Genomic DNA, 25,964 nt, shown 5'->3' with positions numbered 1-25,964 from the left:
GTAAAAAAATGCTACAAAAATTACCTTCCGGCTGCATTTTTCACCAAAACCGATGACATAAATTTACATTGCATTAAAAATAAGAATGCGCTGTCACTCCTGCAAATTTAACTTTCTTGTTACCAATTTTGCACACAACAAGCCATTACCGAATGCAGGGAAATTACATTTGAAAAACATCACAACTTTTTGATCCAGATCAATGCAACAACATGACCTCTCACTTTTTGTGGTTAATTCCCTTCCCCCGCTTTTCTCCGAATTTAGTTTTCCCGCCCCTGCTTTTTACCCGTACTGAAAGTGTTTCAGCGACTAATTTCCCCACGGAACGGTCCCTGTTAATCCCTTCGCGCGATGTGCTTAAATCGGTTTCTCGCAAAACCCCGGCAGTCCCACCCTTTCATTCATGACTTCACCTGCGAATGTCATACATCGCCGGTTCCCGTACCGGTATTGCTGTTTGGAAGGGTAACCTGACACACAAAAGAGGTTGTTATGTTTGGTCTTGATGCGCTAGAACTGGCCCGGATCCAGTTTGCCTTCACCGTCTCTTTTCACATCATTTTTCCCGCTATTACTATCGGGCTTGCCAGTTTTCTGGCTGTTCTGGAAGGCATGTGGCTGAAAACAAAGAAAGAGGCATATCGCGACCTGTATCATTTCTGGTCGAAAATCTTTGCCGTTAACTTCGGTATGGGCGTGGTCTCCGGTCTGGTGATGGCTTACCAGTTCGGCACCAACTGGAGTATGTTCTCGTCATTCGCGGGCAGCATTACCGGTCCGCTGCTGACGTACGAAGTGTTAACTGCATTTTTCCTCGAAGCTGGCTTCCTCGGCGTGATGCTGTTCGGCTGGAACCGCGTCGGACCGGGCCTGCACTTCTTCTCTACCTGCATGGTGGCGCTCGGCACACTGATGTCGACGTTCTGGATCCTCGCTTCCAACAGCTGGATGCAAACCCCGCAGGGCTACGAGATTGTTAACAACCTGGTGGTGCCGGTCAGCTGGATGAAGGTTATCTTCAACCCGTCCTTCCCGTTCCGCTTAATGCACATGACCACCGCCGCGTTTCTGGCGTCTGCCTTCTTCGTGGGTTCTGCTGCGGCATGGCATTTGCTGCGCGGTCGCGATACGCCAGCCATCCGTACCATGTTGTCGATGGCAATGTGGATGGCGCTGATCGTCTCGCCAATTCAGGCATTCCTGGGCGATGCGCACGGCCTGAATACCCTGAAATATCAGCCTGCTAAAATCGCGGCCATCGAAGGCCACTGGGAAAATAAAGACAACAAACCTTCCCCGCTGGTCCTGATCGGCTATCCCGATATGAACCGTGAAGAAACCCGTTACGCGATTGAAATCCCGTATCTGGGCAGCCTGATCCTGACGCACAGCCTGACGCATCAGATCCCGGCACTGAAATCCTTCCCGAAAGAAGACCGCCCGAACTCTTCCGTCATCTTCTATACCTTCCGCATCATGGCCGGTCTGGGCATGCTGATGATTTTGCTGGGGGTGCTGAGCCTGATCCTGCGCCGTGGCGGCAAAATGTATACCTCTAAAGCGTTCCTGCGCTTTGCTTTCCTGATGGGGCCTTCCGGTCTGCTGGCGTTGCTGGCGGGTTGGGTCACCACGGAAATGGGGCGTCAGCCGTGGGTGGTTTATGGACTGCTGCGCACCAAAGACGCGGTATCCAACCACAATGTGCTGCAAATGAGCGTCAGCCTGATCCTGTTCATCGTCATTTACTGTTCGGTGTTTGGTGTCGGTTACGGCTACATGATGCGTCTGATCCGCAAGGGTCCGCAGGCGCACGAAGGTGAAAGTGTTGATCACGGTGGTCCGGGCCAGCACCGCACGCCTGCGCGTCCGCTGTCTGCGATTTCAGAATCACTGACTGACGAAAATAAGGGAGCTTGATAATGGGTATCGACTTACCGCTGATCTGGTTTTTGATCATCATCTTCGGCGTGATGATGTATGTGGTGATGGACGGATTCGACCTGGGTATCGGCCTGCTATTCCCGCTGGTGAAAAAAGAACACGACCGTGATGTGATGATGAACACCGTTGCGCCGGTCTGGGACGGCAACGAAACCTGGCTGGTGCTCGGCGGTGCGGCATTGTATGGCGCATTCCCGCTGGCGTACTCGGTGATTCTGGATGCACTGACTATCCCGCTGACCCTGATGCTGTTCGGTCTGATTTTCCGTGGCGTAGCCTTTGAATTTCGTTTCAAAGCCAGTCCGGCCAAACGTCACGTGTGGGACAAATCTTTCATCTGGGGTTCGGTGATCGCCACCTTCTGTCAGGGCGTGGTGCTGGGCGCGGTGATCAACGGAATTCCGGTGGTGAACCGGACTTATGCCGGTGGCGCACTGGACTGGCTGACGCCGTTCACGCTGTTCTGTGGTTTTGCGCTGGTGGTGGCTTATGCCCTGCTCGGCTGCACCTGGCTGATTATGAAAACCGAAGGCGAATTGCAGGAAGCGATGCACAAAATCGCTAAACCCCTGTTGCTGGTATTCCTGCTGGTGACGCTTGCAGTCAGCCTGTGGACGCCACTGACCCACAGCGATATCGCCACCCGCTGGTTCTCGCGCCCTAATCTTTACTGGTTCCTGCCGGTACCGGTGCTGGTGGTGCTGGTCTCCGCGTGGATGTATCGCGCCATCAGCAAAAATGCGCATCACGCGCCGTTCCTGCTGACGCTGGCGCTGGTGTTCCTCGGCTATACCGGTCTGGGGATCAGCATCTGGCCGAACATCATTCCGCCGTCCATTTCTATCTGGGAAGCGGCTTCACCGCCGCAAAGCCAGGGCTTTATTCTGGTCGGCGCCCTGTTCATCATCCCGATCATTCTGGTGTACACCTTCTGGAGCTACTACGTGTTCCGCGGGAAAGTCACACCGGATCAGGGTTATCACTGAGGAATCGCGTTATGAATCTCATCAGAAAAATGGATGACAGCAACATCACTAAAGCCCCGTTCTTAAAGCGTGTCGGCTGGATGGCCGTCATCTGGGGCGGCAGCGTGCTGGCGTTATTTGTTGTGGCATCGGTGTTTCATCTGCTGATGTTTGCGGCAGGAATGAGAAGTCATTAAATGAAAACGATTGGGAGGAATTTTGCTGGTGCACGCAATGTCGAAGCAAGCTTCAACTCCCTAAAATTGCTGTAATACCCCACCCCAACCCTCCCCTTCGCAGGGGAGGGAGCCGGGCGCTGTCTTCCTCAGCATCGGGAGATTAAGGGTCGGTTTGCCTTGCTCCTCCCCCTGCGAAGGGGGAGGCTGGGAGGGGGTTTAGCAGACAACTCTGCTATACCCTCTCCCTTTTTTATTTCTCCAGCACCCGCCCGATAAAATCGAGAATATCGTCCATCGCTTCCTGACGCGCTGCGGCGGAAGGCATGACGATCAGCTGATCGGAATAGCCATTCATGATGGCAGACAACTGGCGGGTAACGCGTCCGGCATCGGTCGGGCGGAACACGCCGCTGTCGATCCCGGCGCGGATAATGTCGGCCAGCAGCGCCAGCCACTTATGCACCATCAGCCGCGCCAGTTCGGCGTAAGCCTCATTATGCGCCGCCAGTTGCCACAGCGAACCATACAACTGCCAGATATCGCCCTGCGTATCGGGCAGATAATTGCACACCAGCGTGTGTAATTTTGCTTTGGGCTCAAGCGGTGAAATTTCAGCGGAAAACTCTTTCAGCTCCGCCATCATCACCACCGACAGCGCTTCAACGCACAGCGTCTGCCAGTCAGGAAAATAATGATAAATGTGGCTGCGGGAAATCCCGACGTACTCCGTCAGCTCGCGCGTCGTGACTTTTTCAATCCCCTTTTCGATAAAGAGACTGATGGCTCCGTCAAGAATTTTAGCCCTTAACGCTTCCCGGTTTTCTTTCATAATTTATCCTGTACTGGCATTGAGCAGTTGCTCAGACCGGCATTTTATCAGGAAGCCTGGCGTGTGCCCACGGACTTACGCAGCACGATTTTCAGCACCACGACGCTGGTAATCACCAGCACAGCCGCAGAAATCAGCACCGCCAGAAATGCCTGATCAAATGCGGTTCGAGCCAGACTGGTCAGTAACGAAGCATGCTCAGGACTGAGATGCCCGGCGAGCGCCAAGGCTTCATCAAGACTGTCATACGCCGTTTCACCGCTGACCAGTCCTTGCGGAAGTGTCAGGCTGCGGCTGTAAACCGCCGTCATCAGGCCGCCCAGCAAGGTCACGCCGAGCACGCCGCCCATTTCCCACGACACATCTTCTATCGCGGCCACCATTCCGGCCTTGTCTTCCGGGGCGTTGAGCATGATCGACGTCGAGGCTGCGGTCACTGCGCCACCAAGGCCAAAACCTAAAATAAACAGACTGATCAGCTGTATCACCGCGCTGCCATCGTAGACCAGGGCGTGAATGACGATGCCGAGTGCAGATATCGCAAAGCCACCGAGCATCATTTTGCGCACACCGACACGCGGGATCAGCATACCCGCCAGCGGCGAGGCCAGCGCAGACGCCACCGGGATCGGCAGGATAAACATCGCCGCCATAAACGGCGTCAGTCCGAGCACCAGCTGCAACCGCTGGCTCAGCACCAGTTCGATACCGATCAGCGCAATCATTGACGTGATCGCCACGCCCACGCCACAGGCAAACGCACGGTTGCGGAACAGTGAAAAGTCGATCATCGGCTGTACTGCGCGTTTTTGTCTTCTGACGAATAAACCGAGGAACAGGACGCCTGCGGCCGCAGAACCCATGATCACCAGCCACGACGAATTAATCTGGCTCAGCTCTTTCAGCGCGTAAATCACGCCCACCAGCCCCGCCATCACCAGCGCAGAACCGGCAAAATCACACGGACGTTGTTTATTACCTTCACCGCGCGGGATCAGCGCCTGTGCAAACGGGAAAACGGCCAGCACAATCGGCACGTTGATCAGGAACACCGAGCCCCACCAGAAATATTCCAGCAGCACACCGCCAATGACCGGCCCGAGCGCCGCAGCGCCGGAAGCCACCGCCGACCAGATGCCGATCGCCAGCGCACGTTCACGTTCGTTGGTAAATACGTGGCGCACAATTGCCAGCGTCGCAGGCATCATCATCGCCGCGCCAATCGCCAGGAAAACGCGGGAGGCGATCAGCATTTCAGCGCTGGCAGAAAACGCCGCGCACAGGGAAGCGAACGCAAATACCGGCAGCCCGCTCATAAAAAGATTTTTGTGTCCGATGCGGTCACTGAGCATTCCCGCGCCCGGTAACAGACCGGCGACCACCAGCGGATAGGCATTCACTATCCATAATTTTTCCGATGCCGTGGCGCCCAGCGCCTGCGTCAGACGCGGTAAAGCGGTGTACAGCACGGTCATATCAATGATGATCAAAAAGAGTGTACTGGTGACAATGGCAAGTATCAGCCAGCGGTTATTGACGAACATAAAAAGTGCCTCAGATAGATTTTGAGCAAACGCTCAAGGCCAGCAAGGTACTTGAGCAACCGCTCAAAATCAAGCAGCATCTGCCTGGCAGTTGATGAAGCGTTGAAGATGTAACGGGGGAAAACGTCAGATTTACAGGCAATAAAAAAGCCCGCTCGGAAGCGGGCTAAAAAGGGCAAAACAGACTTTTGTCTCAACTTTCTTATTATCTCCCTGGTGCAGGATTTCTTATTCTTTCACCGTCTCCTCGAGTGTGAAGCGCCCTAACGGATTCTGGTGGAAATCTTTGATATTTTTACGGGTCACGTTGCGGTACGGGCTGTAATACAGATCAATCCAGTTCACATCGGCTTTCGCCATTTTCTGCAAATCGATGTACATCTGTTCACGCTTCTTCGGATCCATCTCCACCCGCGCGGCGGCCACCAGCGCTTTCACTTTGTCATTGTGATAACGCGTCATGTAATTCATGTTCGAGTCATGGCCCAGCGTAAAGGTGGTTTTCTGATCAGGGTCGAGAATGTCGTTAGTCCAGTACATCACCGAAATGTCATAGTCCCCCGCCACTAACATGTCCCAGCTCTGGCTCGGATCCACTTTCTGCAAGTTGGCAGTGATCCCGGCTTTTGCCAGTTGCTGTTGCAGCAATACCGCAATCTGTTCATCCACTTCATCACCGGCATTCACCAGATATTTCAGGGTCAGATTTTTCACTCCGGCGGCGGCCAGCAGTTGTTTGGCTTTTTCCGGGTCGTACGGGCGTTGCAGGTTGTCAGCGTAATGATACAGCGCGCCATCAGGGATGTAGGAGTTGGCGATTTTGCCGTAACCAAACGTCACGGTATCAATAATGGCTTTTTTATCGATGGCGAAGTCCAGCGCCTGACGCACTTCCACTTTGCCCAGGTCACCGTGAGAATGGTTGATCAGCAGGTGATCTTCACGGGTTGACGTATCCAGTTCGACGGCGAGTTTCGGGTCTTTTTGCAGCGATGAAATGCGCGAGAACGGGATCGACAGTGCCGCGTCAATTTCTCCGGCCTGCACTTTCAGCATGCGGGTATTGTCGTCCGGCAGCGTCAGCCACTCGACGCCATCGAGTTTCACTTTTGCGGCGTCCCAGTAGTACGGGTTCTTCACCAGTTCGACTTTCTCACCGCGCGTCCACTCTTTCACGCTGAACGCGCCGGAACCCACCGGGTGTTCGGCAAAATCATCCGCGCCCTGTTTGGTCAGCGCCTGCTGCGAAATCACCGAGGCATTCGGCAGTGCCAGTTGAGAAAGGAATGCTGCCGACGGCGTTTTCAGGGTGATCACCAGCGTATGGGCATCGGGGGCTTTCAGCGTATCGATAATGCTGTATGAATCCTTCCACAGCGATCCGGCGTCATCACGGATACGCGTCAGGCTGAACACAGCATCAGAGGCGGTCACCGGCGTGCCGTCAGAGAATTTCGCGTCGCGCATTTTCAGCGTATAGGTTTTACCGTCCGGCGAAATCGTCCAGCTTTCAGCCAGGCCCGGCAGCAGTTTGGTGCCGGTATTGTCAACGCGCACCAGCGGATCGAACACGTTGGAGAACACCCAGTTATCGGCGTTTTGCGCCGACTTGATCGGGTCAAATGTGGTGCTGTCTTCACGACGGCCGATGGTCAGTACCCCCGCAGCCTGCGCCATTTCGCTGACCAGACTCAACGCCAGCAGCACCCCGGCGGCCACAACGTTAAAATGCTTTTGCTTCATGTAACATTCCTTCAGTCATCGGATTGATCCCGTCGCTTTTGTGGTTATCAAGAACACAGGCGAAGGCATGGTCGGCAATATGCCGGGTTTCAGGTGCCGCACCGTGCCTGCACTCAGGCAGCGCAAAGGCACAGCGTGGATGGAAAGCGCAGCCCGCAGGCAACGAAACCGGGCTGGGTGGTTCTCCCTGTAACGGATGCTCCGGCAGCGGCCGGTCGGGGTCGATTTCAGGGATTGCCGCCACCAGCGCGGCGGTATACGGATGGCGCGGCGCGTTAAACACCGTTTGCGTCGGCCCGCTTTCGACAATACGTCCGAGATACATCACTGCCACGCGGTCACACAGGCGGCGCACAATCGCCAGATCATGGGCAATAAATAAGATCGCCAGCCCCATGCTTTCGCGCAGATCCATCAGCAGATTGATGATCTGCGCCTGAATCGACACATCCAGCGCCGCAACACATTCATCAGCGACAATCAGGCGTGGCTCGATAGCCAGCGCCCGGGCAATGCCGGCGCGCTGACATTGTCCACCGCTCAGCGCCTGCGGACGGCGCGTGGCATGTTCCGGGCTGAGGCCGACCAGCGTCAGCAACGTGCTTACCCGCGCCGGGATCTCCGCTTTCGCCACTTTGTTGTGTACCCGCAACACCTCGCCGATACTTTCGCCAATCGTCTGGCGCGGGTTGAGTGAGGAAAACGGATCCTGAAAAATCATCGCGGTTTGCTGTCGCAGACGGGCAATGTCAGGTTTCATGCCGTCGGTAATCAGTTGCCCGTTAAAACGAACCCGTCCGGCGCTGGCATTTTCCAGCTGCAACATCGCCCGCCCGAGGGTACTTTTTCCGCTGCCCGATTCACCGACCAGCCCCAGCGTTTCGCCTGCGTGAATATGCAGGGACACACCGTTTACCGCCTGAACGTGACGCTTTTTGAGGCCAAAGCCGGAGACCGGAAATGTCACGGAGAGTGCTTCCACTTCCAGCAGCGGATACGGCTGCGGCGTGAGATCAGACGAATGACTCATTGTGCCTCCCGTGGTTCAGCGGATGATGACAGGCCGTTGCGTGGCCGCCCGCTGACATCGCGGGTTGATTTTCACGGCAGAGCGCGGACGCCTGTGCACAGCGCGGATGAAAACGGCAACCACTGGGAAAATGTGCTGCGACCGGTGGCTGACCGGGCAGCGTGATCAGCCGTCCGCTGCCGCCTTCACTGACCGGCTGACAGTCAATCAGGCCGCGGGTATAAGGATGCTGCGCCTGGGCCAGGACCGGCCGTTTTTCACCGGTTTCACATAAACGCCCGCCGTACATCACCGCAATGCGGTCACAGGTTTGCGCCACCACGCCAAGGTCGTGAGTGATCAGAATAATCGCGATACCCAGCCGGTCGCGCAGATCGCGGAGCAGACGCAAAATCTGCATCTGCACCGTGACATCCAGCGCCGTGGTCGGTTCATCAGCAATCAGCATTTTGGGTTCGCAGGCCAGCGCCACGGCGATCATTGCCCGCTGACGCATGCCGCCGGAAAACTCGTGCGGATAGTTATCTGCCCGTCGCTGCGGATCCGGAATACCGACCTGACGCAGCAGTTCCACCGCCTGACTCTGCGCTTCACGGCGGCTGGCCCCAAAATGCAGACGGCGGCTTTCAGCAATCTGCTGACCGATGGTCATCACCGGATTCAGATGGCTGGCCGGATTCTGGAAAATCATGCCGATCTCCCGCCCGCGAATGGCCGTCATGCGTTTATCGTTCAGCGTCAGTAAATCGATGCCATTGAGGCGGATTTCCCCGGCGCGAATATGCAGCCCTTCACCGGGCAGCAGGCGCATCATGGCGCGACAGCTCAGGGTTTTGCCTGAGCCACTTTCGCCGACCAGCCCGAGAATATCGCCCGCATTCAATGTCAGCGAGAGTCTGTCCACCAGCGCCACACCTTGCCGGTCTTCAATGGTTAAGCCGGAAACCTGCATTAACGTCATGGCCGTTCCCCCAGTTTGTCACCCAGTCCGTCCGCCAGCAGGCTGAAACTCATCGCCAGCACCACAATCGCCAAACCGGGGAAGGTGGTTATCCACCACGCCGTAGTAATAAAGCTCTGGCCTTCGGCGACCATCACGCCCCATTCCGCTACCGGCGGCTGGACGCCCAGGCCGAGATAACTCACCGACGCGCCACTGAGTAACACCAGCACGCAGTCGGACATCGAGAACACCAGCGAACTGGTCAGCGCGTTGGGCAGAAGATGCAAAAGTAAGATACGCGGATGGCTGTAGCCCAGGCTGCGCGCGGCCAGAATGAAATCCCGGTGTTTAAGCGTCAGCACCTGCGAGCGCACCAGACGGGCATACGACACCCAGCCCACCATCGCCATCGCAATATAAAAACTGCCCAGTCCCGGCCCGAGAATGGCGATGATCGACAGCATCAGCACCAGAAAAGGAAACGCCAGCACCACGTCTATCACCCGCATGAAAAAGGTATCGACTGCGCCGCCGAGATATCCGGCAAACGCGCCGATCAGCGTGCCGAAGGTAAACGGAAAAATCACACCAATCAGACAGATTTGCAGATCAATCCGTGCCCCCCACATCACGCGGGAAAGAATGTCGCGGCCAAAGTTATCGGTGCCAAACGGATGGGCGAACGTTGGGGGTGACAGTGTCACAGATGCATCCTGCGCAATCGGATCGAACGGCGCGATCCACGGACTGAGCAGCGCAATCAGAACCCAGACACTCAGCATCAGCATGCCGAGCCGCAACGCCTGCTGGCGTGGCAACCAGCGCAAGTGAAAATGCCCCATGCGTTGTGTCGCTATCTTTTCGGTCATGCTCATAGCCTCACCCTCGGATCCAGCGCCACAGTCAGTAAGTCTGCAATCAGGTTCACGAGGACTGTCGCCAGGGCGAACACCAGCACCACACCCTGCACCACCATGTAATCGCGGCTGATAATGGCTTTCACCAGCAACTGCCCCATACCGGGAATGGCAAATACGCTCTCAATTACCACCGTGCTGCCAATCAGCCAGCCGATATTTACTGCCAGCAGATTGACTGTCGGCACCAGTGAATTGGGCATCACATGTCGCCAGAAAATACGGTTTTCGTTTTGCCCCCGCGCACGGGCGGCGGTGACGTAATCATTCTGTAATTCCATCAGCAGACTGGCGCGCAGGTTACGGGTCAGAACCGCTGACAGCGCCAGCGCAACGGTCAGGCACGGCAGAAACAGGTGATGAATCCGCTCGCCGACATCGCTGCCATAACCCGACACCGGGAACCAGCCGAGGGACAGGCTGAACAGTAAAATCATCATGATCGCCAGCCAGAACGCCGGTAATCCGAGGCCGATAGTAGAAAGTAAACGGATCACCTGATCCGCCAGTTGCCCGCGATGTCGTGCCGCTCCGGCCGCCAGCGGCACCGTAAACAGCATCGCCAGCAGCACGCTGCCGAGCACCAGATACAGGGTTGGCTCAATACGCGACATGATCAGCGTTAACGTATCCACACGGTAAATCAGTGACTTGCCCATCTCGCCATGAAACAGGTTGCGCAGAAAATAGAGATATTGCTGCCAGACCGGCAGATCCAGTCCGTACTGCACCCGGATTCGGGCGATGGCTTCCGGTGTGCTGCGTACCCCAAGCAGGATCCGCGCCGGATCGCCGGGTATGGCGCGCACCATCACGAAAGTCAGAATACTTATCCCCAGCAACACCGGCAGCAGTTGCAGAGGTCGCCAGAGCAAAAATCGGTAACGGTGCATGACAATCCTCTTAATGACAGTTTCTGGTGCAGAGCGAGAGTCTTTTCCCCTGTGGCTTTACGTTATCCGCAGTCAGGCCGCGCCGGTAGTTAGCAAAAATACTAGGTTTGCACCGTCAGCGATGTGGCACCGCGATTGCATAAATTTTCCTTACCAGGTGAGATTGAGCAAAACCGGTGCCCGATCAGCCCATTCAGACTGGCAAACAGTGATGCGGAGATAAATTCATGAAGCTCGCGGTGCAAGAGAGTGCAGTGTCTTTGCGGGAAACGACCGTTGATGGTGCGTTTGATCAGCTTTTCGCTCAGACCTCGCGCCTGGGGTTTGACGCCCTGATTTACGACTACACGCCGGTACCGCGTTCGCTTGAGGGCGAGCTGATCACACCGTCGCTGTTGCGGATGTGTAATGTGCCCGGCGACATGCAGCGGTTATGGCTGGAGAACGGGTATTATCAGGTCGATCCGGTGCAGCATTACGCTCTCGAAAGCTGCGCACCGTTTGTCTGGTCTTATCAGCGCCCGGACAATACCTCGCTGCAAAACCGCCTCAGTGACCTCAACAAACCGGTCACCCATTACATGTGCGATAACAACATGCCGAGCGGCGCGACGGTGCCGTTGCATTTGCCAAATGGTGGATTTGTGACGGTCACCGGCATTCACACCGGTGCGGGACATGAGCTGGATATTCATGATGTATTGGCCGAACTGAGCCTGCTGGCGCTGACCTTTCAGGAGTGCGTGTTTCCGCTGTTCGACAGCAGCATTCTCACCTGTCGCCACGTGCGCTTAAGCAAGCGCGAACGCGAATGTCTGACGTGGGCGGCAGAAGGCTTAACCGCCAAAGAGATCGCCCGCAAACTCAACCGGTCGATTGCCACCGTCACGCTCCATCTCAATACCGCCGCCCGCAAACTGGGGGCCAGTAACCGTGTGCAGGCCGTGGTTCGCGCGATGCATTACCGTTTACTCGACAGTTAATCTGCCCTGTTTTCTATCTTTTTTACTAGCTGTTCAACGCCGCCCCGATGTTTACCCTGTGGTTATTATTCACCGACAGGGGAAACAAAATGTACAACATCACTGAAGGCTATGCGCCGTTTCAGCAATACCAGACCTGGTACCGCATCTGTGGCGATTTACACAACGGCAAGACTCCGCTGGTTATTGCTCACGGCGGCCCCGGCTGCACCCATGATTACGTTGATGCCTTCCGCGATATCGCCGGAACCGGCCGCGCGGTGATCCACTACGATCAGATTGGTAATGGTCGCTCGACCCACCTTCCCGACAAACCCGCCGGCTTCTGGCAGCCCGCGTTCTTTCTGGCGGAACTGGATAATTTGCTGCGCCATCTGGGCATTGAAAAAGATTACGCGCTGCTCGGCCAGTCCTGGGGCGGCATGCTCGGTGCCGAACACGCCGTCATGCAACCTCCTGGCCTGAAAGCGCTGGTCATCGCCAACTCACCGGCCTCGATGGAACTCTGGTTGCAGGCCGCCGCCCGCCTGCGCAGCGAACTGCCGCCGGAGGTTCAGGAAACCTTACTGGCACATGAAGCCGCCGGAACCCTCAACAGCGCAGAATACAAAGCGGCGTCGCAGGTATTCTATGCCCGCCATGTCTGCCGTCTCGATCCGTGGCCGGAGGAGGTAAAACGTACCTTTGCGGCGATGGACGAGGATCCGACGGTGTACCTCGCCATGAACGGCCCGACTGAATTCCACGTCATTGGCAGCATGAAAGACTGGACGGTGATCGACCGCCTGCCCGCCATTAACGTGCCGGTATTGCTGATTTCCGGCCGCTACGATGAAGCCGCTCCCGACGTGGTGCAGCCGTTCGCGGATTTAATCAAAGGCGCTGAATGGGTGATTTTCGAGAATTCGAGCCACATGCCACACGTCGAGGAACGGGAAGCCTGTATGAAATGCGTCGTGGAGTTTCTGGAGAGCAACAGCTCCCGCTGATGACGTATACAGGCTGCTTCTGGCTTATCCCGAAGCAGCCTGAGGGAATATTCTTTATGCCCCGATGACTCACAGCATTAACGGCTGACACCGGGCGATTGCCCGGTAATGCGCTTATAAGCCCGGCTAAACGCAGCCTGTGAGGTATAACCCAGACGAAATGCCACGTTCTCGATAGAAATCTTGCTGTCTGAGAGCCACTGCGTGGCGAGTTGCATGCGCAGTTCCGTCACGTAACGCAACGGCGATACACCAATCATCGATTGAAAACGCGCGGCGAAAACCGAGCGCGAGATGTGCGACTCTGCCGCCAGCTCCGCGACGGTCCAGTTCCTGCCCGGCTGCCGGTGCAGCGCCAGAATTGCCCTAGCCAGCCGGGGTTCCCGCAATGCAGCGGCAATGCCTGAGGCATTTTCACATCCACATTCCACCCACCCGCGAACAATCATTGCCGCGGCAACTTCCGCAAGCCGGGCCAGAATGCCTGCAAAGCCGATGCGGCCGGAGCATATTTCACGTTTCATCGAATCCATCACCGGCAACAGTCCGGGATAGCGTTCGCCTTTGGCATCCGCCACCATGGTTTCCGGCATCAGTTTACCCAGACTTTGCATTCCGCCCAGATCAAACGCCATGCAGCCATAAAAAAGAATCGCGCCCGGTATCGTGTCCCTGCTCGGGCAGGTATCCACACCACTCACGGCTTCCCCCAATGGGGCGACATCGAAGTCGTCAATGTCCTGAGCGGTATGGCCGGGTTCAGAAAGAAGCTGATGTGCCATTCCGTGCGGCATAAAAACGACATCACCGGCAGACAATGGATGGAGCGCGCCATCCCCGGTTTTAAGAACAGCGGAACCGACGGCAAGATAGTGAAAATAAGCATGTCCGGGCCTCGGTTTGAACGCCATGCCAAATTCAGAGCCGGTCTGGATGCGGCGATATTGCACACCACGCAGACGCATTCCTGTCAGGAGTTCACTGATCAGGTCAGAAGAAAGGGCAAAGGGATCGTGCTGGGTCATTTCAGGAGTAATAGTCAAAAAACAAGGATTTCGAATCATAGATCATCTCAACCATCCTGCCTAGACTCTGCGCTACGTTAATCTTCAGGAACATTTGAAATGAATCATAAAACAGAGGGCTCAGCGCCCGCGACCCAACAAGATGTGCAACAGGCTCCGCCAGCATGGATGGCAGTCTTCTCCCTCACCATGGGCGTGTTCGGTTTGTTAACAGCAGAATACCTGCCAGCCAGCCTGTTAACGCCCATGGCCTCAGACCTGCAGGTGACGGAAGCATTGGCCGGTCAGGCGGTGACGGTCACCGCGGTTATCGCGCTGTTTGCCGGACTGCTGGTACCGGGCCTGACCCGTAAGCTTGACCGCAGAACCGTTCTGTTAAGTTTTACTGTGCTGATGATCGCCTCAAACCTGCTGGTCGCCCTTTCCTCCAGCCTTGCCGTGTTGCTGGTGATGCGGATCCTGCTTGGCGTCGCGCTGGGCGGATTCTGGAGTATGGCCGCAGCGGTTGCGATGCGGCTGGTTCCGGAGAAACTCGTGCCGCGGGCACTGTCGGTTATCTTCAGTGGTATTGCGGTGGGAACCGTCGTTTCCGTGCCGCTGGGAAGCTTTCTCGGTGAACTCTATGGCTGGCGCAGCGCGTTCATTGCCGCGGCTCTGGTGGGAGGAGTCACTCTTGCTTTTCAGTGGTTCACATTACCGCGCATGGCGCCCCGTCAGGTTACACATATAGCATCAGTCTTAACATTGCTGCGCCGTCCCGGCATTGCCACGGGGATGTCCGGCTGCGTGCTGGCACATACCGGCCAGTATGCCCTGTTTACGTATATTCGCCCTTCTCTGGAAAGCGTGAGTCATGTAGATGCGGGCGGACTGGCCCTGCTATTGCTCGGATTCGGAGTGGCAAATTTTGCGGGTACATTGCTGGCCGGATGGATAATGACTTACAGCCTTCGCCTGACGCTGATTGTGATGCCTTGTTTAGTCGGTATCGCAGCGCTGGGGATGATATTACTGCCCGTTCAGATCACCGGACTCACTCTGCTGGTTTTGCTGTGGGGGCTGGCATTCGGCGGTGTCCCCGTCGCCTGGTCAAACTGGGTAACCCGCTCGGTGCCCGATCAGGCTGAGAGCGCAGGAGGCATGGTGGTGGCTGCCGTGCAATCTTCTATCGCGGCCGGTGCGGCACTGGGAGGCGTCATGTTCGGACTGGGGGGGATCTCCGGGGTATTTATCACGGCAGGTATTGTGATGTTAAGTGCTGCGCTGATCATTGCCTTGTGCGTCAGGGTTGGCCTGTCCGGTGACGGCGCAGAAACCCCATCCCTCCAGCACGAATAGCGTCAGGGAAATAGGCTGATGAACATTCAGTAAATTCCTAAAAACAGCTAAAATTAATTCCACACAAACATTGTTACCATTATATCCGAATACTCAATTTATCATCATGTTAAAACTATTTCCGGTTCATTTCCCTGAACCGGATTGAGCTATAACAGTTTTATTAAAATTGAATATACGTTTTAGGGATAAAATTTACTCCCGGCGGAGTAAAAAATACAGATTAAATATAAATCCTTAAAAATCAATAAACTACACCATGCTGGCGACAATGTTTTTAATTTCTATCATGCGCAGGCGGGAAATAAAATCAATTTCGCTTCACGAAAAAAAACAACAATTAACCCATTGAATTTTAATGATAAAAATGAAAATAACCTGAACTGTTATAGTGTATTTTCACCAAACTGTATCTACCCCGCAAAATAATATCAGTGCACAATCCTTTCATCTTAATCACGTATAAATCACAAGTGTACTCTGTATGTTAATTTTAATTAACGTGTCCCACTTTCTCCACAGGGGATGTCAGCAATGTTTGGATTAGATGCTTTTCACCTGGCAAGAATACAATTCGCATTCACCGTGTCTTTTCACATCATATTTCCTGCCATTACGATCGGGCTGGCCAGTTTTCTTGCGGTGCTCGAAGGGATGTGGCTGAAAACCGGCAACCGCAGTTACCGGGATCTGTATCATTTCTGGTCCAAAATTTTTGCTGTTAACTTTGGCATGGGGGTCGTGTCAGGTCTGGTGATGGCCTATCAGTTCGGCACCAACTGGAGCGGATTCTCGCAATTTGCCGGTAGCATTACCGGCCCTTTACTGACCTATGAAGTGCTGACCGCATTTTTCCTCGAAGCCGGTTTTCTGGGCGTGATGTTGTTCGGCTGGAACCGGGTGGGGCCTGGCCTGCATTTCTTTGCGACCTGTATGGTGGCGCTGGGCACGCTTATCTCCACCTTTTGGATCCTGGCATCGAACAGCTGGATGCATACTCCGCAGGGCTATGAAATTGTCAATGGCGTCGTGGTGCCGACGGACTGGTTTAAAGTCATTTTTAACCCGTCATTTCCTTACCGTCTGTTCCATATGTCAATCGCGGCTTTCCTCGCCAGTGCGTTCTTTGTGGGGGCTTCCGGTGCCTGGCACCTGCTTCGCGGCAACGATACGCCAGCGGTTCGGAAAATGTTTTCCATGGCATTGTGGATGGCGCTGATCGTCGCCCCCATTCAGGCAATGGTCGGTGACGCCCACGGACTGAATACGCTGGAATATCAGCCCGCCAAAATTGCGGCCATTGAAGGGCACTGGGAAAATCCGCCCGGAGAAGCCACACCGTTAATTCTTTTTGGCATCCCGGATATGGAGCAGGAACGCACGAAATATGCGCTGGAGATCCCTTATCTGGGCAGTCTGATCCTGACACATAGCCTGCAAAAACAGGTGCCCGCGCTGAAGGATTTTCCGAAAGAAGATCGTCCCTATTCGCCGGTAGTTTTCTGGTCTTTCCGCATCATGGTCGCGCTCGGTCTGCTGATGATCACGGCAGGCGTGCTGGGTGTGTGGCTGCGTTATAAAAAGCGGCTTTATCAGTCCCGCCCGTTCCTTTGGTTCACGCTGCTGATGGGACCTTCCGGTCTGATTGCCCTGCTTGCGGGCTGGTTTACCACTGAAATTGGCCGTCAGCCGTGGGTGGTTTATGGCGTTCAGCGCACCCGCGATGCCGTCTCCGCGCACGGTGAAATGCACATGAGCCTCAGCCTGTTAGCTTTCCTGCTGGTGTACTCGTCCGTTTTTGGTATTGGCTACGTTTACATGATGCGTCTTATCAAAAAAGGGCCGGTGACCGGTGAAGGTGATGAGGTTTCTCACGGTGGACCAGGTAAGCCAAACACACCGGCGCGTCCGCTGTCTGCGGCGCAGGAAGGGCTGAGCAATCCTGAGGGAAGTAAAAAATATGATTGATTACACTATTATATGGTTTGGAATTATCGTATTTGCGAACCTGATGTACATCGTAATGGATGGCTTTGATCTGGGTATCGGTATTTTATTCCCGTTCAATAAAGACAAAACCGAACGCGACATGATGGTCAACACCGTTGCACCGGTGTGGGACGGTAATGAAACCTGGCTGGTACTGGGCGGCGCGGCCTTATACGGCGCTTTCCCGCTGGCTTATTCGGTGATCACCGATGCACTCACCATTCCGTTAACCCTGATGCTTTTCGGTCTGATTTTTCGCGGCGTGGCGTTTGAATTTCGCTTCAAGGCGACCGAAAAGCACCGTCCGTTTTGGGACAAATCGTTCATTGCCGGTTCCATCGTGGCCACCTTCAGTCAGGGCGTGGCCGTCGGCGCAGTGCTTAATGGCTTTGAGGTGACAGGCAGAACGTATAGCGGCTCAGCGTTAAGCTGGCTGGCCCCCTTCCCTATTTTTTGTGGTATCGGGCTGGTGGTCGCCTACGCGCTGCTGGGCTGTACATGGTTAATCATGAAAACGGAAAATGCCCTGCATCAGAAGATGTGCCGTCTGGCTAAACCCCTGGTGATAACGCTGCTGGCGATCACCGGTGTGATCAGCATCTGGACGCCGCTGACCCATGCCGATATTGCTCATCGCTGGTTCAGCATGCCGAATCTGATCGCCTTTCTGCAGGTGCCGGTACTGGTCTTAGTCTGTACCTGGGGAATTTTGCGGGCGATAAAAAGTCACGCGCACTATATGCCGTTTCTGCTGACTCTCGCGCTGATTTTCCTCGGATTTTCGGGGCTTGGGATCAGCATCTGGCCGAATATTATTCCGCCGGCCATCTCGATTTGGGATGCGGCATCGTCAGAGAAAAGCCTGGCATTTATGCTGGTTGGCGCGGTGTTCATCATCCCCGTGATCCTGATTTATACCTTCTGGAGCTATTACGTCTTCCGGGGGAAAATCAGGGAAAACGAAGGCTACCATTGATCGCAACAGTATCGGGCGAAATGACCGCATTTCGCCCGGTTATCACCGGAGGTTCCTGATGCAGGATATGACCGTTAATAGTAAGAAGCCCTTCTGGAAACGCGTCGTCTGGCTGATCGTCATTTATTCATTGAGTGTTTTATCACTGGCCGTGGTGGCATTCTTATTCAGAATGATGATGACGGCAGCCGGAATGAAGTCGCATTAAAAATACGGTGTCAGATGCAGCGACCGTTGTCACCCTTGCCCGAAAATCTTAATCACCGCATCCAGATGTTCCTTCATTGCCTTCTTCGCTGCACGACTGTCACGGGCCTCCAGCGCTGTCAGGATCTCGAGGTGCTCAATCTCAGAACGGTGCGGCATGTCCTGCGGCGTGTAGTGTAATTGCAGGCTGCGGAACATGGTGCCATAACGGTGGCCGAGCAGGTGGGCGATGATGAAGGCATAAGCCGGATTTCCGCTGGCCTGCGCAATACGGATATGGAACAACCGGTCGCCGGGATGCGTTGCCGAGCCATTGCGGTTATCGCGACAGTTTTGTTCATATGCCTGCCTGATCGCCGCAAGTTCGGCGTCAGTGGCATTTCTTGCCGCCAGCGTGGCCGTTTCCGGCTCTATCAGACGACGGGTTTGCAACAGCGAAAACGGTGGCAGTTCAGCCGTAAAATCCAGCTCAATATTCAGCTCATCATCCACATCCGCCCACTGATTACGCCCCGCCTGCGACATCACCGGCTCCTGCGAAGGCGTGGCCGGAACGGCAGGTTGCTGACGGACAATCACGCCGTTTCCCACCCGCACATCCACCAGCCCGATCACTTCCAGCGCAATCAGCGCCTCACGCACCGACGCGCGGCTGACCTGTAGCTGACTCGCCAGTTCACGCTCGGCCGGAAGACGGCTGCCGGGCGGAAATTCTTTGTTATCAATTAACGTTTTAAGCTGGTCAGCTATCTGCCTGTATATTCTGGGATTTTCTAATTTTTTTATCGGCATCGGACACCTGAGGTCAATTCTCATTAAGTGATTCAGCTAGCATTTTCCGGACAAAAATCTTGCTGATTTGTTTTATGCATGTAAAAAATTGGTTAACCGAAATGGCGTTTTAAGCAGAAGCTTGCCGAACATCTTAACAAAAAGCACTGCGTTTAACGCGTTTTTTTCACCTCCAATGGCCTGACCATTAGGCCTTTAAAGCACCTTTTAGGGAGAATTGTTATGAACCTGGCCGGGAAAAAAGTTCTGATCACCGCCGCCGGACAAGGCATCGGTTTCAACACCGCCACGCTGTTTGCCCGTGAAGGCGCAGAGGTGATTGCCACCGACATCAACATCGACGCATTACACAATATTCCCGGCATCACCCCGCGTCTGCTTGATGTGACCGACCCGCAGGCGATTGCTGCGCTGGCAGAAGAAACCGGCGCGCTCGATGTGCTGTTCAACTGCGCCGGCGTGGTGCACAGCGGCGATATCCTGACCTGCACCGAACGCGAATGGCAGTTTGCGCTCGATCTTAACGTCACCGCGATGTTCCGCATGATCCGCGCTTTTCTGCCCGCCATGCTTGAGCGCAACCACGGTTCAGTGATCAACATGTCTTCCGTCGCCTCCAGCATCAAAGGTGTGCCGAACCGCTTTGCTTACAGCGCTTCAAAAGCGGCCGTGATTGGCCTGACCCGTTCTGTTGCAGCGGATTACGTCACCCGCGGCATTCGCTGTAACGCGATTTGTCCGGGCACGGTGGAATCGCCGTCCCTGCGCCAGCGCATCGCGGCACAGGCAAAGGCCGAAGGCCGCAGCGAAGCCGAGGTGTATGCGGCGTTTGTTTCCCGCCAGCCGATCGGGCGCATCGGTAAAACCGAAGAAATCGCCCAGCTTGCGCTGTATCTGGCTTCCGACGCCAGTTCATACACCACCGGCACGGTTCAAATTATTGACGGCGGCTGGAGCAACTGACACGCCAGCGGCTTTAAACATTTGATTTTCACCGATCTGACTTTCACAGAAGGACACTGACCCATGAAATTATTACGTTACGGCAACGCAGGTTCTGAGCGCCCCGGCCTGCTGGATGACAACGGCACGTTGCGGGATCTCAGCGCACATATTGCCGACATCAGCGGCGAATTTCTGCAGCCTGAAACGCTGGATAAACTGCGCCAGCTCGATCCGCACACGCTGCCACTGGTCGGCGGTGAACCACGTCTGGGTGCCTGTGTCGGCAAGGTGGGGAAATTTATCTGTATCGGCCTCAATTACGCCGACCACGCCGCCGAAACCGGCGCGGAGATCCCGAAAGAACCGGTGGTTTTCAGCAAATGGACCAGCGCGATGGTCGGGCCAAATGACGACGTGGAGATCCCGCGTGATTCTGTCAAAACCGACTGGGAAGTGGAACTCGGTGTGGTGATCGGCACCGGCGGGCGCTATATCAGCGAAGCCGATGCGATGTCGCACGTCGCCGGTTACTGCGTGATTAACGATGTCTCTGAGCGCGAATTCCAGATTGAACGCGGCGGCACCTGGGACAAAGGTAAAGGTTGCGACACATTCGGCCCGACCGGTCCGTGGCTGGTGACAGCGGATGAAATCCCTGACCCGCACCAGTTGAATCTGTGGCTGGAAGTTGACGGCAAGCGCTATCAGAACGGCAATACGCGCACCATGATTTTCCAGATCCCCGAAATCATCAGTTATCTCAGCCGCTTCATGAGCCTGCAACCCGGTGACATCATTTCTACCGGCACACCGCCGGGCGTCGGACTGGGGCAAAAACCGCCGGTGTACCTGAAAGCCGGTCAGGTGATGCGGCTTGGGATTGAAGGTTTGGGTGAGCAGCGCCAGAAGACAGTGCAGGCATAACCCTTTACAGCTAAAGGAATTTTGCGATGACAACGATTACCGCTTTACGTGTTGAAGATGTGCGTTTCCCGACCTCGCTGGCGCTGGACGGTTCGGATGCCATGAACCCGGATCCGGATTATTCCGCCGCGTATGTGATTTTAGACACTGACACTCCGGCGCTGAAAGGCCACGGACTGACCTTCACCATCGGGCGCGGCAATGAAATCTGCTGTGCGGCGATTAAAGCGCTGGAACATCTGATCGTGGGCCGCGAACTGGCGGACATTACTGCCGATATGGGCCAGTTCTGGCGCGATTTCACCAGCGACAGCCAGTTGCGCTGGATTGGTCCTGACAAAGGCGCAATCCACCTGGCGACCGGCGCGGTGGTTAACGCGGTGTGGGATTTATGGAGCAAAGCCGCCGGTAAACCGCTGTGGAAACTGGTCGCCGATATGTCGCCGGAAGAGCTGGTGCGCTGCATCGATTTTCGTTACATCACGGACTGCATCACGCCGCAGGAAGCGCTGGCCTTATTGCAGCAACGTGCCGACAACAAACCCCGGCGCACGGAGAAACTGCTGGCGGAAGGCTACCCGTGCTACACCACGTCAGCGGGCTGGCTCGGCTATCCCGACGATAAACTTCGCCGTTTATGTCAGGAAGCGGTCGACGCCGGTTTCGATTATCTGAAACTGAAAGTCGGGCGCGACCTGGAAGACGATATCCGCCGTGTGCGCATCGCCCGCGAAGTGATCGGCCCGGACCGCAAACTGATGATCGACGCCAATCAGGTATGGGAAACCAACGACGCCATCCCCTGGGTGAACGCCCTCGCCTTTGCCAACCCCTGGTTTATCGAAGAACCGACCAGCCCGGACGACATCGAAGGCCACCGCAAAATCCGTCAGGGCGTTGCACCGGTTAAAGTCGCCACCGGCGAAATGTGCCAGAACCGCATCATGTTTAAGCAGTTCATTATGCGCGAAGCCATCGACGTGGTGCAGATTGATGCCTGCCGCATGGGCGGCGTCAACGAAGTGCTGGCGGTGATGCTGATGGCGGCCAAATACAATCTGCCGGTGTGTCCGCACGCGGGCGGCGTCGGCCTGTGCGAATACGTGCAGCACCTGTCGATGATTGATTATCTGTGCATCGCAGGTACGCATGAAGGTCGCGTCATCGAATACGTTGACCATCTTCACGAGCATTTTGTGCATCCGTGCGACGTCCGGGGCGCGGCCTATATGCCGCCGCAGGCACCGGGATTCTCCATTGAGATGCATCAGGCGTCGATCGAAAGATACCGCCATCACGCCTGACCTTAATGATCGAAAAGCAGCAAGGAGAACGCCGATGATGCGAATCGACAGCCACCAGCATTTCTGGCGCTACATCCCGCAGGATTATCGCTGGATAGGCGATGACATGGCGGTGCTGAAACAGGATTTATTGCCGGAGATATTGCGGCCTGCGTTACAACGTCACGATATTCAGGGCACGGTTCTGGTTCAGGCCTGTTCCTCTGTGCAGGAAACCCGCTGGCTGCTGGAGATCGCAGAGCAAACCTACTTTGTGCATGCCGTGACCGGCTGGGTGGATCTGTCGTCACCCGCGCTGCAACGGGATCTGGAGGCTATTTCACACCCGCTGCTGCGCGGCTTTCGTCATCAGGTTCAGGACGAGTCTTCGCCTGCGCAGTGGCTGGAAGATCCGGCGATCAATGCCGGTATTCGCCAGATTCAGCGGCAGGACTATGTCTATGAAATTCTGGTGACGCATCGCCATCTGACTGACGCCATAAAATTTGCCGAACGTCATGATGACTATTTTCTGGTGCTCGATCACTTCGGCAAGCCGGATCTCAGCCGGGGTGCAGCGTACTGGAAGCAGCAGATTGCACCGCTGGCGGCGTTAAAACACGTCAGTTGCAAGCTCTCGGGGTTGCTGACCGAGCCGCGTCCGGCAGGTATGTCAGCCCGCGATCTGTTGCCGTATTTCGATGCCGCACTGGACGTTTTCGGTGCCGGACGCCTGATGTTTGGTTCCGACTGGCCGGTGTGTTTACTGGCAGACGGGGATGAAAATCCGTGGGATTTATGTGAACAGGCCACGGCCGCACTCAGTTCTGACGAGCAGGCAGCCATTTATGGCGGCAATGCCTGCACGATTTATCGATTACAGCCTTTACCGATTACAGGAAATGACTGATGAATCTGCATCTGCAAAATAAAGTGGTGATGGTCACCGGTGGCGGTTCCGGTATCGGTGCGGCGATTTCGCTGACGCTGGCGGAAGAAGGCGCGGTTCCGGTGATCATCAGCAATACCGAACCGGCCAATGAACTGATGCATAAACTGCAACAGCTTTCGCCACAGGCCAGTTTTGTACTGACTGAACTGCGCGACGAAGCCAGTTGCAAGGCGGCGGTGAATGAGGTGCATACCCGCTACGGCAGTATCGACGGGCTGGTGAATAACGCCGGTGCCAACGACAGCGTCGGGCTGGATGCCGGTCGCGAAGCCTTTGTGCAGTCGCTCGAGCAGAATCTGATCCACTATTACCTGATGGCGCACCTGAGCCTGAACGCCCTGCGCGCCAGCCGGGGAGCTATCGTCAATATCAGCTCGAAAACCGCACTCACCGGACAAGGCAACACCAGCGGTTACGCTTCGGCCAAAGGCGGCATTCTGGCGCTGACCCGCGAATGGGCAGCGGCGCTGCTCGGCGACGGTATCCGCGTGAACGCGGTGATCCCGGCGGAAGTCATGACGCCGCTGTACGAACGCTGGATCAAAAGCTTCGACCATCCCGAAGAAAAGCTGCAACAAATCACTTCGCATATTCCGCTGGGACAGCGTATGACCACGCCGCAGGAAATCGCCAACACCGTGGTGTTCCTGCTCTCTTCCCGCGCCTCGCACACCACCGGCCAGTGGCTGACCGTGGACGGCGGTTATATGCATCTCGACCGGGCCTTAACATGAAACGCCGCTATTGTCAGGCGCTGGATCTGGCGGACGATCCGGTGCTTATCGAAGAATATCAGCGTTATCACCGCGAAATCTGGCCGGAAATTACCGCGCACCTGCGCCGCTATGGCATCGCAGACATGGAAATTTACCGGCTGGGCAACCGCCTGATGATGGTGATGGAAACCACGGAAGATTTTGACAGCGGACTGTTCGAACGCCGCAGTCTGGAGGATCCGAAAGTCTGCGAATGGGAAGCCCTGATGTGGAAGTATCAGCGCCCTACGCCGTGGACGCCCGCCGGTGAAAAGTGGGTGGAAATGGAGAAGATTTTTTCGCTGGCTGATCAGAAATAGCTATACATCTCCCTGCTATGAGGGAGAAACCGTTTTTCACGTTATCTGACATAAAAAATCAGCCACCTGAGCTGACCCCCTACATGCGTCACCAGATACTGAGGAATACAACATGCTCGCCGATAAAACTGCCGCGCCCGCTTATGCGCAGCGCAAAACGACGTCCGGTTTCCGACTGGCGTTCATACTGGTCACCACGCTGTTTTTCCTGTGGGGTTTATCCTACGGGCTGCTGGATGTCCTGAATAAGCATTTCCAGGACGTGTTGCACGTCAATAAAGCCCAGTCCGGTCTGCTACAGGCCGCCTATTTCGGGGCGTATTTTATCATCGCCCTGCCCGCCGGTTTCTTCATGGACAGGTTCGGTTATAAAGCCGGGATCCTGGTGGGTCTGTGTCTGTATGCCCTGGGCGCACTGTTATTCGTGCCCGCCGCCTCCGCAGGCAGCTTCGGCATGTTCCTGTTCGCATTGTTCGTGATTGCCCTCGGCCTGGGCTGTCTCGAAACCGCCGCTAACCCGTTCGCTACCGTTCTCGGCGATCCGGCCGGAGCCGAACGCCGCCTGAACCTTTCTCAGTCCTTCAACGGTTTAGGTCAGTTCATCGGCCCGATCATCGGTGGTTCACTGTTCTTCTCCGCCACACAAGGCACCACGACGGACGGATTGTCCTCGGTGAAAACCACTTACGTCGCCATCGCCGTGTTAGTGCTGCTGATTGCCTTCCTGTTCGGACGCACAAAATTGCCGGACATCCGCGAGCAAAGCGCTCCGGAAGATCACGGTATCGAGAAAGGATTGTGGCAGCACGGCCATTTCACCGGCGGCGTCATCGCACAATTCTTCTACGTCGCGGCACAGGTTGGCGTCGGTGCCTTCTTCATTAACTACACCACCGAACACTGGCACACGCTGTCGAACCAGAACGCGTCGTATCTGCTGTCTGTCGGCATGATCAGCTTTATGGTCGGGCGTTTCTTCAGCACCTGGCTGATGGGCTTTGTCCGCCCGGCCACGCTGCTGGTGGTCTACGCCATCATCAATATTGTGCTGTGCGGCGTGGTGGTGGCCGGTATTGATAATGTGTCGGTGATTGCGCTGGTGGCGATTTTCTTCTTCATGTCGATCATGTTCCCGACCATTTTCGCGATGGGCGTCAAGAACATGGGCAAACAAACCAAACGCGCCAGCTCGGTGATGATCATGGCGATTGTCGGTGGCGCGGTGATGCCGTATCTGATGGGCGCGATTGCCGACCACTACAACACCGCCGTTTCTTACGCCCTGCCGATGGTATGTTTCGCCGTGGTGCTGATTTATGCCGTGAAACAGCGGGCGAAAGCAGCGATCTGAGAACGTTGTCATACAAAACAATCTGACGGCTCCCCCTCACCACACAGCCCCTCCTTAATACCCTTCGGGTGTCGGGGAGGGGTTGCAACCCTGCAAACCGCGTCATGAGTTTTAACATTCCTGTCATCCCTGATAGAAAAATCCTGTT

25 protein-coding genes are annotated in these 25,964 nt (G+C 55.6%); 16 read left to right on the top strand and 9 right to left on the bottom strand.

Going from position 1 to position 25,964, the window contains the following annotated elements; all coding sequences use genetic code 11:
- Nucleotides 1–495: 495 nt before the first annotated feature.
- The 3 genes from ABIC79_RS16005 to ABIC79_RS15995 are packed head-to-tail and all read left to right on the top strand — an operon-like array spanning nt 496 to nt 3,106.
- Nucleotides 496–1,920 carry a cytochrome ubiquinol oxidase subunit I gene (locus tag ABIC79_RS16005; RefSeq protein WP_112198277.1) on the top strand — a complete coding sequence of 475 codons (1,425 nt, stop codon included), beginning with the start codon at nt 496–498 and terminating at the stop codon, nt 1,918–1,920.
- A gap of 2 nt (nt 1,921–1,922) precedes the next feature.
- Complete coding sequence (cydB, locus tag ABIC79_RS16000; protein ID WP_013577856.1) at nt 1,923–2,930, top strand: cytochrome d ubiquinol oxidase subunit II; 1,008 nt, start codon at nt 1,923–1,925, stop codon at nt 2,928–2,930.
- 11 nt (nt 2,931–2,941) lie between these two features.
- A complete protein-coding gene (locus tag ABIC79_RS15995) occupies nt 2,942–3,106 on the top strand; it encodes a DUF2474 domain-containing protein (protein ID WP_013577857.1) in 165 nt (54 codons plus the stop codon).
- 232 nt (nt 3,107–3,338) lie between these two features.
- Here the strand turns inward: ABIC79_RS15995 and ABIC79_RS15990 are convergent, their stop codons facing one another.
- The 7 genes from ABIC79_RS15990 to ABIC79_RS15960 all read right to left on the bottom strand — a co-directional run bounded on the left by ABIC79_RS15990 (nt 3,339) and on the right by ABIC79_RS15960 (nt 10,987).
- Nucleotides 3,339–3,917: a TetR/AcrR family transcriptional regulator gene (locus ABIC79_RS15990; RefSeq protein ID WP_013577858.1), complete on the bottom strand. Its 579-nt coding sequence runs from the start codon at nt 3,915–3,917 to the stop codon at nt 3,339–3,341.
- A gap of 47 nt (nt 3,918–3,964) precedes the next feature.
- Entirely contained in the window at nt 3,965–5,461 is a 1,497-nt protein-coding gene (locus tag ABIC79_RS15985) for an MFS transporter (protein ID WP_153376386.1), read from the bottom strand.
- Nucleotides 5,462–5,689: 228 nt separating this feature from the next.
- Nucleotides 5,690–7,204 carry an ABC transporter substrate-binding protein gene (locus ABIC79_RS15980; RefSeq protein ID WP_013577860.1) on the bottom strand — a complete coding sequence of 505 codons (1,515 nt, stop codon included), beginning with the start codon at nt 7,202–7,204 and terminating at the stop codon, nt 5,690–5,692.
- Nucleotides 7,185–8,234, bottom strand: a complete 1,050-nt coding sequence (locus ABIC79_RS15975; protein ID WP_013577861.1) for an ABC transporter ATP-binding protein — start codon at nt 8,232–8,234, stop codon at nt 7,185–7,187. Before ABIC79_RS15975 ends, ABIC79_RS15980 begins: the two co-directional genes overlap by 20 nt.
- A complete protein-coding gene (locus tag ABIC79_RS15970; protein ID WP_217244504.1) occupies nt 8,218–9,195 on the bottom strand; it encodes an ABC transporter ATP-binding protein in 978 nt (325 codons plus the stop codon). The genes ABIC79_RS15975 and ABIC79_RS15970 overlap by 17 nt, the downstream gene beginning before the upstream one ends.
- Nucleotides 9,192–10,052, bottom strand: a complete 861-nt coding sequence (locus tag ABIC79_RS15965) for an ABC transporter permease (RefSeq protein WP_013577863.1) — start codon at nt 10,050–10,052, stop codon at nt 9,192–9,194. The genes ABIC79_RS15970 and ABIC79_RS15965 overlap by 4 nt, the downstream gene beginning before the upstream one ends.
- Nucleotides 10,049–10,987 (bottom strand): ABC transporter permease, encoded by a 939-nt coding sequence (locus tag ABIC79_RS15960; protein WP_013577864.1) that lies wholly within the window; start codon nt 10,985–10,987, stop codon nt 10,049–10,051. The genes ABIC79_RS15965 and ABIC79_RS15960 overlap by 4 nt, the downstream gene beginning before the upstream one ends.
- A 227-nt stretch (nt 10,988–11,214) precedes the next feature.
- Here ABIC79_RS15960 and ABIC79_RS15955 point away from each other — a divergent pair, with 227 nt between their 5' ends.
- Together ABIC79_RS15955 and ABIC79_RS15950 are read left to right on the top strand one after the other, a co-directional pair.
- Nucleotides 11,215–11,970, top strand: a complete 756-nt coding sequence (locus ABIC79_RS15955) for a LuxR family transcriptional regulator (protein ID WP_013577865.1) — start codon at nt 11,215–11,217, stop codon at nt 11,968–11,970.
- 89 nt (nt 11,971–12,059) lie between these two features.
- Nucleotides 12,060–12,959, top strand: coding sequence for a proline iminopeptidase-family hydrolase (locus ABIC79_RS15950; protein WP_354567752.1), 900 nt, complete (start codon nt 12,060–12,062; stop codon nt 12,957–12,959).
- 77 nt (nt 12,960–13,036) lie between these two features.
- Here ABIC79_RS15950 and ABIC79_RS15945 read toward each other — a convergent pair whose 3' ends face one another.
- Nucleotides 13,037–14,023 carry an AraC family transcriptional regulator gene (locus ABIC79_RS15945; protein WP_354567750.1) on the bottom strand — a complete coding sequence of 329 codons (987 nt, stop codon included), beginning with the start codon at nt 14,021–14,023 and terminating at the stop codon, nt 13,037–13,039.
- A gap of 60 nt (nt 14,024–14,083) precedes the next feature.
- Between ABIC79_RS15945 and ABIC79_RS15940 the strand changes: the two genes are divergently transcribed.
- The 4 genes from ABIC79_RS15940 to ABIC79_RS15925 all read left to right on the top strand — a co-directional run bounded on the left by ABIC79_RS15940 (nt 14,084) and on the right by ABIC79_RS15925 (nt 18,495).
- Nucleotides 14,084–15,322, top strand: coding sequence for an MFS transporter (locus ABIC79_RS15940; RefSeq protein ID WP_013577868.1), 1,239 nt, complete (start codon nt 14,084–14,086; stop codon nt 15,320–15,322).
- A gap of 534 nt (nt 15,323–15,856) precedes the next feature.
- On the top strand, nt 15,857–17,290 hold the full coding sequence (locus tag ABIC79_RS15935) for a cytochrome ubiquinol oxidase subunit I (RefSeq protein WP_112151520.1): 1,434 nt from the start codon (nt 15,857–15,859) through the stop codon (nt 17,288–17,290).
- A complete protein-coding gene (gene cydB, locus ABIC79_RS15930) occupies nt 17,283–18,287 on the top strand; it encodes a cytochrome d ubiquinol oxidase subunit II (RefSeq protein WP_354567747.1) in 1,005 nt (334 codons plus the stop codon). The genes ABIC79_RS15935 and cydB (ABIC79_RS15930) overlap by 8 nt, the downstream gene beginning before the upstream one ends.
- A gap of 58 nt (nt 18,288–18,345) precedes the next feature.
- The gene (locus ABIC79_RS15925; protein WP_013577871.1) at nt 18,346–18,495 is read left to right on the top strand and encodes a DUF2474 domain-containing protein; all 150 of its coding nucleotides are present in this window, start codon (nt 18,346–18,348) and stop codon (nt 18,493–18,495) included.
- Nucleotides 18,496–18,524: 29 nt separating this feature from the next.
- Here the strand turns inward: ABIC79_RS15925 and ABIC79_RS15920 are convergent, their stop codons facing one another.
- A complete protein-coding gene (locus ABIC79_RS15920; protein ID WP_354567744.1) occupies nt 18,525–19,286 on the bottom strand; it encodes a FadR/GntR family transcriptional regulator in 762 nt (253 codons plus the stop codon).
- Nucleotides 19,287–19,508: 222 nt separating this feature from the next.
- On the opposite strand from ABIC79_RS15920, the gene ABIC79_RS15915 reads away from it, so the two are divergent.
- The 7 genes from ABIC79_RS15915 (at nt 19,509) to fucP (ending at nt 25,816) form a co-directional block, all read left to right on the top strand.
- Nucleotides 19,509–20,249, top strand: coding sequence for an SDR family oxidoreductase (locus ABIC79_RS15915; RefSeq protein WP_013577873.1), 741 nt, complete (start codon nt 19,509–19,511; stop codon nt 20,247–20,249).
- A 63-nt stretch (nt 20,250–20,312) separates the two neighbouring features.
- Complete coding sequence (locus ABIC79_RS15910) at nt 20,313–21,155, top strand: fumarylacetoacetate hydrolase family protein (RefSeq protein ID WP_217244505.1); 843 nt, start codon at nt 20,313–20,315, stop codon at nt 21,153–21,155.
- Between the two features lie 26 nt (nt 21,156–21,181).
- Nucleotides 21,182–22,459 carry an L-fuconate dehydratase gene (locus tag ABIC79_RS15905; RefSeq protein ID WP_013577875.1) on the top strand — a complete coding sequence of 426 codons (1,278 nt, stop codon included), beginning with the start codon at nt 21,182–21,184 and terminating at the stop codon, nt 22,457–22,459.
- A gap of 34 nt (nt 22,460–22,493) precedes the next feature.
- Nucleotides 22,494–23,348: an amidohydrolase family protein gene (locus ABIC79_RS15900; RefSeq protein ID WP_354567741.1), complete on the top strand. Its 855-nt coding sequence runs from the start codon at nt 22,494–22,496 to the stop codon at nt 23,346–23,348.
- Nucleotides 23,348–24,124: an L-fucose dehydrogenase gene (locus ABIC79_RS15895; RefSeq protein ID WP_037033115.1), complete on the top strand. Its 777-nt coding sequence runs from the start codon at nt 23,348–23,350 to the stop codon at nt 24,122–24,124. Before ABIC79_RS15900 ends, ABIC79_RS15895 begins: the two co-directional genes overlap by 1 nt.
- On the top strand, nt 24,121–24,465 hold the full coding sequence (locus tag ABIC79_RS15890; RefSeq protein WP_013577878.1) for an L-rhamnose mutarotase: 345 nt from the start codon (nt 24,121–24,123) through the stop codon (nt 24,463–24,465). The genes ABIC79_RS15895 and ABIC79_RS15890 overlap by 4 nt, the downstream gene beginning before the upstream one ends.
- Before the next feature lie 112 nt (nt 24,466–24,577).
- The gene (gene fucP, locus ABIC79_RS15885) at nt 24,578–25,816 is read left to right on the top strand and encodes an L-fucose:H+ symporter permease (protein ID WP_013577879.1); all 1,239 of its coding nucleotides are present in this window, start codon (nt 24,578–24,580) and stop codon (nt 25,814–25,816) included.
- Nucleotides 25,817–25,964: the final 148 nt, after the last annotated feature.

This window comes from Rahnella sp. 2050, assembly GCF_040544515.1.
GTDB lineage: Bacteria > Pseudomonadota > Gammaproteobacteria > Enterobacterales > Enterobacteriaceae > Rahnella > Rahnella aceris.
Note: the sequence above shows the minus strand (reverse complement) of the source record. Positions and strands in the feature narration are given on the sequence as shown.

Bases quoted from the DNA above. Each gene is read 5' to 3' on its own strand.
- ABIC79_RS16005 (WP_112198277.1), top strand. From the start codon at position 496: ATGTTTGGTCTTGATGCGCTAGAACTGGCCCGGATCCAGTTTGCCTTC.
- cydB (WP_013577856.1), top strand. From the start codon at position 1,923: ATGGGTATCGACTTACCGCTGATCTGGTTTTTGATCATCATCTTCGGC.
- ABIC79_RS15995 (WP_013577857.1), top strand. From the start codon at position 2,942: ATGAATCTCATCAGAAAAATGGATGACAGCAACATCACTAAAGCCCCG.
- ABIC79_RS15990 (WP_013577858.1), bottom strand. From the start codon at position 3,917: ATGAAAGAAAACCGGGAAGCGTTAAGGGCTAAAATTCTTGACGGAGCC.
- ABIC79_RS15985 (WP_153376386.1), bottom strand. From the start codon at position 5,461: ATGTTCGTCAATAACCGCTGGCTGATACTTGCCATTGTCACCAGTACA.
- ABIC79_RS15980 (WP_013577860.1), bottom strand. From the start codon at position 7,204: ATGAAGCAAAAGCATTTTAACGTTGTGGCCGCCGGGGTGCTGCTGGCG.
- ABIC79_RS15975 (WP_013577861.1), bottom strand. From the start codon at position 8,234: ATGAGTCATTCGTCTGATCTCACGCCGCAGCCGTATCCGCTGCTGGAA.
- ABIC79_RS15970 (WP_217244504.1), bottom strand. From the start codon at position 9,195: ATGACGTTAATGCAGGTTTCCGGCTTAACCATTGAAGACCGGCAAGGT.
- ABIC79_RS15965 (WP_013577863.1), bottom strand. From the start codon at position 10,052: ATGAGCATGACCGAAAAGATAGCGACACAACGCATGGGGCATTTTCAC.
- ABIC79_RS15960 (WP_013577864.1), bottom strand. From the start codon at position 10,987: ATGCACCGTTACCGATTTTTGCTCTGGCGACCTCTGCAACTGCTGCCG.
- ABIC79_RS15955 (WP_013577865.1), top strand. From the start codon at position 11,215: ATGAAGCTCGCGGTGCAAGAGAGTGCAGTGTCTTTGCGGGAAACGACC.
- ABIC79_RS15950 (WP_354567752.1), top strand. From the start codon at position 12,060: ATGTACAACATCACTGAAGGCTATGCGCCGTTTCAGCAATACCAGACC.
- ABIC79_RS15945 (WP_354567750.1), bottom strand. From the start codon at position 14,023: ATGATTCGAAATCCTTGTTTTTTGACTATTACTCCTGAAATGACCCAG.
- ABIC79_RS15940 (WP_013577868.1), top strand. From the start codon at position 14,084: ATGAATCATAAAACAGAGGGCTCAGCGCCCGCGACCCAACAAGATGTG.
- ABIC79_RS15935 (WP_112151520.1), top strand. From the start codon at position 15,857: ATGTTTGGATTAGATGCTTTTCACCTGGCAAGAATACAATTCGCATTC.
- cydB (WP_354567747.1), top strand. From the start codon at position 17,283: ATGATTGATTACACTATTATATGGTTTGGAATTATCGTATTTGCGAAC.
- ABIC79_RS15925 (WP_013577871.1), top strand. From the start codon at position 18,346: ATGCAGGATATGACCGTTAATAGTAAGAAGCCCTTCTGGAAACGCGTC.
- ABIC79_RS15920 (WP_354567744.1), bottom strand. From the start codon at position 19,286: ATGCCGATAAAAAAATTAGAAAATCCCAGAATATACAGGCAGATAGCT.
- ABIC79_RS15915 (WP_013577873.1), top strand. From the start codon at position 19,509: ATGAACCTGGCCGGGAAAAAAGTTCTGATCACCGCCGCCGGACAAGGC.
- ABIC79_RS15910 (WP_217244505.1), top strand. From the start codon at position 20,313: ATGAAATTATTACGTTACGGCAACGCAGGTTCTGAGCGCCCCGGCCTG.
- ABIC79_RS15905 (WP_013577875.1), top strand. From the start codon at position 21,182: ATGACAACGATTACCGCTTTACGTGTTGAAGATGTGCGTTTCCCGACC.
- ABIC79_RS15900 (WP_354567741.1), top strand. From the start codon at position 22,494: ATGATGCGAATCGACAGCCACCAGCATTTCTGGCGCTACATCCCGCAG.
- ABIC79_RS15895 (WP_037033115.1), top strand. From the start codon at position 23,348: ATGAATCTGCATCTGCAAAATAAAGTGGTGATGGTCACCGGTGGCGGT.
- ABIC79_RS15890 (WP_013577878.1), top strand. From the start codon at position 24,121: ATGAAACGCCGCTATTGTCAGGCGCTGGATCTGGCGGACGATCCGGTG.
- fucP (WP_013577879.1), top strand. From the start codon at position 24,578: ATGCTCGCCGATAAAACTGCCGCGCCCGCTTATGCGCAGCGCAAAACG.